This window comes from Cytophagia bacterium CHB2 (assembly GCA_030263535.1).
In the GTDB taxonomy this organism is placed as follows: Bacteria; Zhuqueibacterota; Zhuqueibacteria; order Zhuqueibacterales; family Zhuqueibacteraceae; genus Coneutiohabitans.
Genome location: SZPB01000368.1, coordinates 1 through 6,411 on the forward strand (window position 1 = coordinate 1; position 6,411 = coordinate 6,411).

General features: G+C 56.4%; 1 protein-coding gene. It reads right to left on the bottom strand.

Annotated features, from left to right (window positions below; all coding sequences use genetic code 11):
• A partial coding sequence (locus FBQ85_24965; protein MDL1878384.1) for a PorV/PorQ family protein occupies positions 1 to 1,275 on the bottom strand: 1,275 nt, incomplete at its 3' end.
• Positions 1,276 to 6,411 lie beyond the last annotated feature (5,136 nt).

The window sequence follows — 6,411 nt, forward strand, 5'->3', positions numbered from 1 at the left end:
AATTTCTTCCTGTTTGCGCGCTTCCTCTTCTTCCATCTTTTTCTCAGCCCGGCTCTTCCAGACCAGCGCGTCTTCGTTGTTCGGGAAAATATTACTGGCTTGCGCGAAATTCACACGGGCTTGAAAATAATTCTGCTGCTGAAAATACGTGCGGCCCTTCGCCATCAACTCGTCGAATTCCGTTTGCTGCTCCAACCGGCGCTGGTTGGAAATCTGATTGGCTATACGCGCCCGCTCGCGTTCCTGCGCAAAATCTTCCATTTGATCTTTGGTCCGGCCAAAGTGCAAGGTCATGCTCACACGGTGTTGCATGCCGAAAACATCGGTGACATCATCGTTCGAATATTTGCCGATGGCATAATCAATTTGCAGGTTTTGATAAAACACGCCGGCGCCGTAACTGAGCGCGGCGCCATTATATCCCACCCGCAACATGGCTTGATCTTGATAAACGTACTCCGTGCCGAATTGCATGCGGCTCTCCGCCTGCGCGCGTTGTTCGTACGAAAGCGTCAGGTTTACCACATCTCCGCGGCTGCCCATGCTGATCGGCTTGGCCAGGCCGGCGCGCAAGGCGCGCGGAAACGATTCCTCCGTAGCGCCGAGCGACAAGGGGGTCATGACCACGTTTTCAATCGCCAAACCCATGGATAAATTTTCCAGCATGCCTTCACCCAACTCCGGCCGGTAGATCAAACCGAGATCAAAGGCCGCACTCGTGGTGGGATCGGTGACTAATGAGGTGGCTTGACGATCAATCTTGATGCTCGCGCCTGCGGTTAACCCGAAGGACAGCGTTTTCGATCCGGCAATGACAAAGCGATCCTGGCCCCACGTGTTGTTGCCGCTGAGTTTTTCACCAATCTCGTCGGCCTGTATGATTTCACCGGTATCCCAATGCATCCAGCCGACGCCGAACGTGCCATAATTCAGGGTGGGGTGGGCATATCCAACGAAATGATACTTCGTGCCCTCGACCAATGGGGTATAGAAAAGAGTAATGTTTTTGCGTTGAATCAAATCCAAGCCGCCGGGATTCCAATACAACGCCGTAGCATCGGTGGGAATGGCGACCATGGCGCTGCCCAGCCCGAGGGCACGTGCGCCCACGCCCAGCACAAAGAGCGGTTGCGTGCCGCCATCTTGCGCGAACGCCGGCGCCGAAAACATCAGCCCGGCCAACAAAATGAGCCAGCTTGACCGTCTGCTTCTTTGCGGAAACAATCGGGCGCCCTCACGGCTCGCAATGTTAGCTTTGACTTGCAGTCCAATCATCTTGTCACCTGCTTGCAGTTTAATCAGGGTTCAACTCAAAATTGCTTTATGCCAGAAGAGAGCCTGCTGCAAAACGGCGCGGGCGGCCTCTCTTCAAAATTTCCTCGACACGAGATCTAATCTCTAAAACAAGTGCAATCGTTGCCAAAAGGCAAAACTTTCACGCCGAGAGGCAGAGGTATTAAGCTGCTGCAAAGAAAAGCCCTGCGGGTGCTTCGCGTGAGGCTTTTCCCGCTTGCCCAGCTTATGGGATTCGCGGCGTGAATCTCAGGCATTCACGTTGTTCTATTTCACCACTGCCACTTTGGTCGTGGTGACGCCGAATTTGGTTTTCAACACGGCCAGATAAACGCCATTGAGCACCACGTCGCCGTTGCCGTTCCTGCCATCCCACTCGATCAAGCCGGACCCAAAAGAGCCGCGGCGCGCGCCGGCTCTGCCTTGCGGATCTGTGGCCTTGTAAGATTTGGCATATACCAACTCTCCGATCAAGGTGAAGATGCGAAAATCCACATCAGAGTCTTCCGGCAGAAAATAAGAGAAGTGCGTTATGGCTTTTTCGGCGCCGTTCGGCACGAACGGGTTGGGATAATTATAAAACGAGGTTTCGAATTTGTCATCGAACGGCACAAGTACAACCGAATAAAGATCGAAATCCTCACCCGAGGTTCCACTTTCCGCTTTCACGGCTACGCGCGGCTGCGGCTCGACCTCGTCAATGGCATCGACATCGTTACTGCTGACAAAAGCCAGTTGGAAACTCTTAGCCGATACGTTATCTGCAATATCCACAAGCACATCGACCAGGTCCGGCACACCGCCAGCAAGGGTATCGAGCACGGTGAACGCCACGATCATGGGATTGGCAGCGGTGATGCTCGAGAGTTGTCCAAATTGCTTTTCAGGATTATTGTGTGACACAACTCGCAAACGCTTGATTGCAGTATTCGGTGCAACGGCGTTGGCATTCCGATCAAGCAAATGAAATGCCAGCGAGCGCAGAAGAATATTGCTGGAAGTTGTTTTACCGTCATTTGTTAAGCGCAGGGTCATGGCCACAACATCAGCCTGTCCGCGCGCCACCGGCCCGCCTTCAGGCCCGCCTTCGGCGCTGGAAAGCGTTTTGAACACCAGGTTCTTGGGAGCCGTTTGAATGGATACGTTGACGCGCTGCACACGCACATCCGCCGGGCGATTGGAGTTTTCATCCAACGGCGAGGGATCGCGCAACTCCAAAACGATCACCTCTTGCGAGGTTGAAGGTGTGCTGCGCGCCTTGATCCGCCAGTTCACGGTGTTGGAAGTGGTAACTTGCTCCAGAGGATCGCCGGTGGAGTAACCGTTTGGCAGGATGATGCCGTAACGGTATGGCGTATTAACTTGCGCCACACCGCGGTTTTCAACGCTGGCGGTTATGGTGAAAATCTGATTGAGGCCGACTTCGCCGTCCACGGCTGCGGAGAACGGATCGCTAATTCTGCCGTCCAACGCAAGCTGGGCGCGTGTGACAACATCAACGCCCAACGTTGGCGAAACGCCCACTCTTTCCTCGCCGCTGTTGCGGTCTTTGCCGTTAACCTGCACGTAAATCAGTTGGCCGGTAACCGCGAGCAAGGGCGCGCGCAAGCGCCAACTCACGGTCACATCCGTGGAATCCAAAGAACTGATAAAGACCTGACGATTGTCAATGGCTTCAAAGTTCGCCGGGAACAATTCTGCTGTGACGCCGACGAGCTTGCTGCCGTCGATAGTGGCTTCAACCTTGAATTCCTGTTCCGTGCTCACCCGTCCGTCAATCGCGCCCACCGGATCAACGATGGCGATACGAACCTGGTTAATCATGGCGCCGGAAACGGTTTGAACTCTGACAGATTTCACGCCTCCTTCGGCGCTCTCGGTCCAGGCTGCTTCGGCATTGATATTTTCATCGAACGGCCGCTTGGTAATTTGCAGGATAAGAAAATCGGGCGCGGTTGGCGTGCTGGGGGCTTGCGCCAGCCATTCCACAATGCCATTCACCGGAATGTAGCGTTCCAGCGCGTCGATGGTCGTCACGCCGGTTTCACCCAAGCGCAACGCCACACGCGCAGAATCAATCGTGCCGGCGCGACCGATATTATCCAGGCGCGCGCGGATTTTGAATGTCTGTCCGACCGACAGCTCATTCGTCAAGTCCGTATTGTCTTTATTGAACAAGCTGACAGTGAAATTGAGACGCGCCCGGCTGACTGTGGTCACGGCGAGGGTATCGCTGTCGGTAACCGTCGTGCCCAATCCCGTGGTGCCCTTGGCGTTTATGACAAAGTCACGCGCAGTTTCTGCCGGTTCACCCGGCGCCGCAATTTCCCAGCGCAGCGTATCCGGGAACAAGGCCTCCGGCGGCACGATGATCTGCAACGGCGAAGGCGATTCACTGGTGAGCAGATAACCTGCGCCGCTCGGCAACACCAATTCAATGCTGCGATCGCTGAGATCACGGCTGCTTTGGAACGTTGCCATTAGCGTAAAGGTCTGGCCGGTCGAAACCGTGTCATCGTCGGCGGCGCCTGCCGGTTCGCTGATGAAGAATTTGAGTACGCTCAAATCAGACTGGACAACTTGCACCAAAGCGGAGTCAACTCCTTTGGCCAGTTGCGCCGGAGTTCTGCTGTTCAAATCCGTCGGAGTCGTGCTGATCTGCACAATCAACGGCGTGAGCGGCAGAGGCACATCAGGCGCGCGCACGCTCCACGTCACATTTTCTCCGACGGTGAACGCTAGCTGATTCTCGCCGGGGCCAGGCTCGGTAATCTCGAATCCCGGCGGCAGTTCCAGCGTGAGGCGGCCGTTCGCATCAACCTCCGCGGCATTGGCTTGATTGGTTACGGTTGCCGTGAGGTTGAAAATCTGGCGCGTAGTCAGATTTTGCTCCTCAACGCTTGCGCTCAGCGACAAGCTCGCCGGCAATTGAATGCGCACCAGGGCCGTGGTGTCCGTGCCGGAAGTGATGCGCGCCGGTCCGCCGCTGCCTGAAGCAATTGCAGACAATATACGGGCGACAAATCTTTCGTTCGTCGTGCCTGACGTTGGCGTGGCGGCCGCGGTTACGGCAAACGTCCGCGTGGCACGCTCGCGTAACGGCAGCCGGTCAATCGTCTGCTGCGAGGCGGGAATCACCGAGCCGCCATCGGTCGCCAACTCGATCACCACTTGCTCGACGTCTTCAAAACCACTGTTTTCAATCTCGACTGTGACACTAAAATTCTGATTCGTGTTGACGAGACCGACGGTGGTGCTGGAGAAGAAATTGTTGACAATCGGTGTCGTAGCGCGCACGAAAACCGCGGCGGTCGTGACGATCTCGATTTGTCCGCTCCGGTTGGTGCCGAGAACTTCGTTATTATTGACATCCGTTCCCACGGTCGCCACTTCCAACGAAGCGCTGCCGCCCAGGCCACCGGTTTTTAAAACGGTATAAATCAACGTATCCGGCGCGCCGGGCCGCAGCAACAAATCGCCGCTGCGCGCCAGTGCAACCGGCGGCCGAATATCGTAGTCGCCTTGCACATTGCCGTTGATGCGTACGGCAATATCGGAGCGCTGCGGCGCGTTGAGCCGCACGGTTGCCCCGCCCGTGTCCTGCACAACCGCATAAATATACCACGGCACGCTCGACTCGGCATTCACCTCCGGCAGCGAGGCAATAACCTCTCGCAGATACAAACCTGCCGGGCGTTCGACAATCACCACTTCGGAATTATCAACCGGCGTCTCTTCGGCAACACTTCCCAGAGTATTGCTCCCGGTTGCAGCGGCGATTGCCGAGGTCAGAATCTCATTGGGATTCTCCGTTGGGCTGGCGCTGATGGTGAAGGTCACCGTGCGCGCCTGCAGCCCGGGAACGCCGCCCAACACCGGCCGTTCGTTGGGATTGATCACCGCCCCGCCATTGCTGGTCAGGCGGAGTCTCACCTCCTGGGTGTTCTCTTCACCGGAATTGTAAACTTGCACGTCCACGCTGAAATTCTGGTTCGTGTTCACCCGCGGCAGATTCGGCGCAGAGGTTTCCGGCTTCAAAGTGGTCGAAAGAATTTGCAAGCGCGCCGGATTCTGCACGGTTACCGAGGTCGCGCCGCCGCTGGCGGTGTCATCCGTGCGCGGGTCGCCGCTATTGATCTCGGTTGCACTAATTTGGCCAGTGATGTTGTTCACGCCGGTAAGAGAGCCGGTTCTGTTGATGGTAAACCGCAACACGGCCGGTGTGCCGCTCACGATCTTGTTACCACCACCCTCCAGCTCGGTCGGGAATTGGATATTGTAATTATTGGCATCCAAACCGAGATTGATGCGCGTTTGGGTTGGGGTGAAATCCACCAGCGCTTCGCTTTCCCCGCTATTGGTTACGTACATATCGACCGTCCAGAGCCGTGTTTGATCGCGATTCACCGTCGCTTGCGAGACCACCAGCGAGGTGATATTCAGCGCCGCGGGCGTTTGCACGATGAAACTGCCGCTGCTGCCGTCACTGCGCGAGGAATCCGGCTGGCCACTGGATAAATCCAGCACGCGCAACGAACCGATGACCGTGGTCGGGCCTCTTCGAATGCCCGTGCGCCGGATCCAAAACTGCAGAGAATCAATGGCATTGGGCGCCAACAGCACGCCGCTAGAGCCGCTGAAAGTTGCCGGAGAATCGATCTGGTATTCACTGGTGACCGGACCGGCATTCAACAACTGCAAATCCGCATGTTGCAGTTGCACGTTGAATCCGCCGTTGTTTCTCACCGTCATCACGATGAACCAATCTTTCTCCATGTTCTGCGTCACCGTGGGCTGGCTGGCGCGCATGCTGATCACCTGCACTTTGCCCGCACCGGTCACGGTCAACTCATTGGCCGTGACGCTCAGAGTCGTCGGCGGAAGAACATTGCCGTTATGCGTGCCAAACATCTGAAAGGTCGGCGTGTAAGTTGCCTGCGGCATGCTCTGCGGAATGGTGTCCTGCTGGAACGTCAAGAACGTCGTATCATTCGAGGCCAGGCGCGTCGTCATGTTGGCATCCAAAAATGCCTCGAAGCTGCTGCCGCCTCCGCTAAACCGGAAGCGTGTCAGGCTCGGGTTTAAAACGACCTCCGCGCCGCCGGTGTTGATAACGCC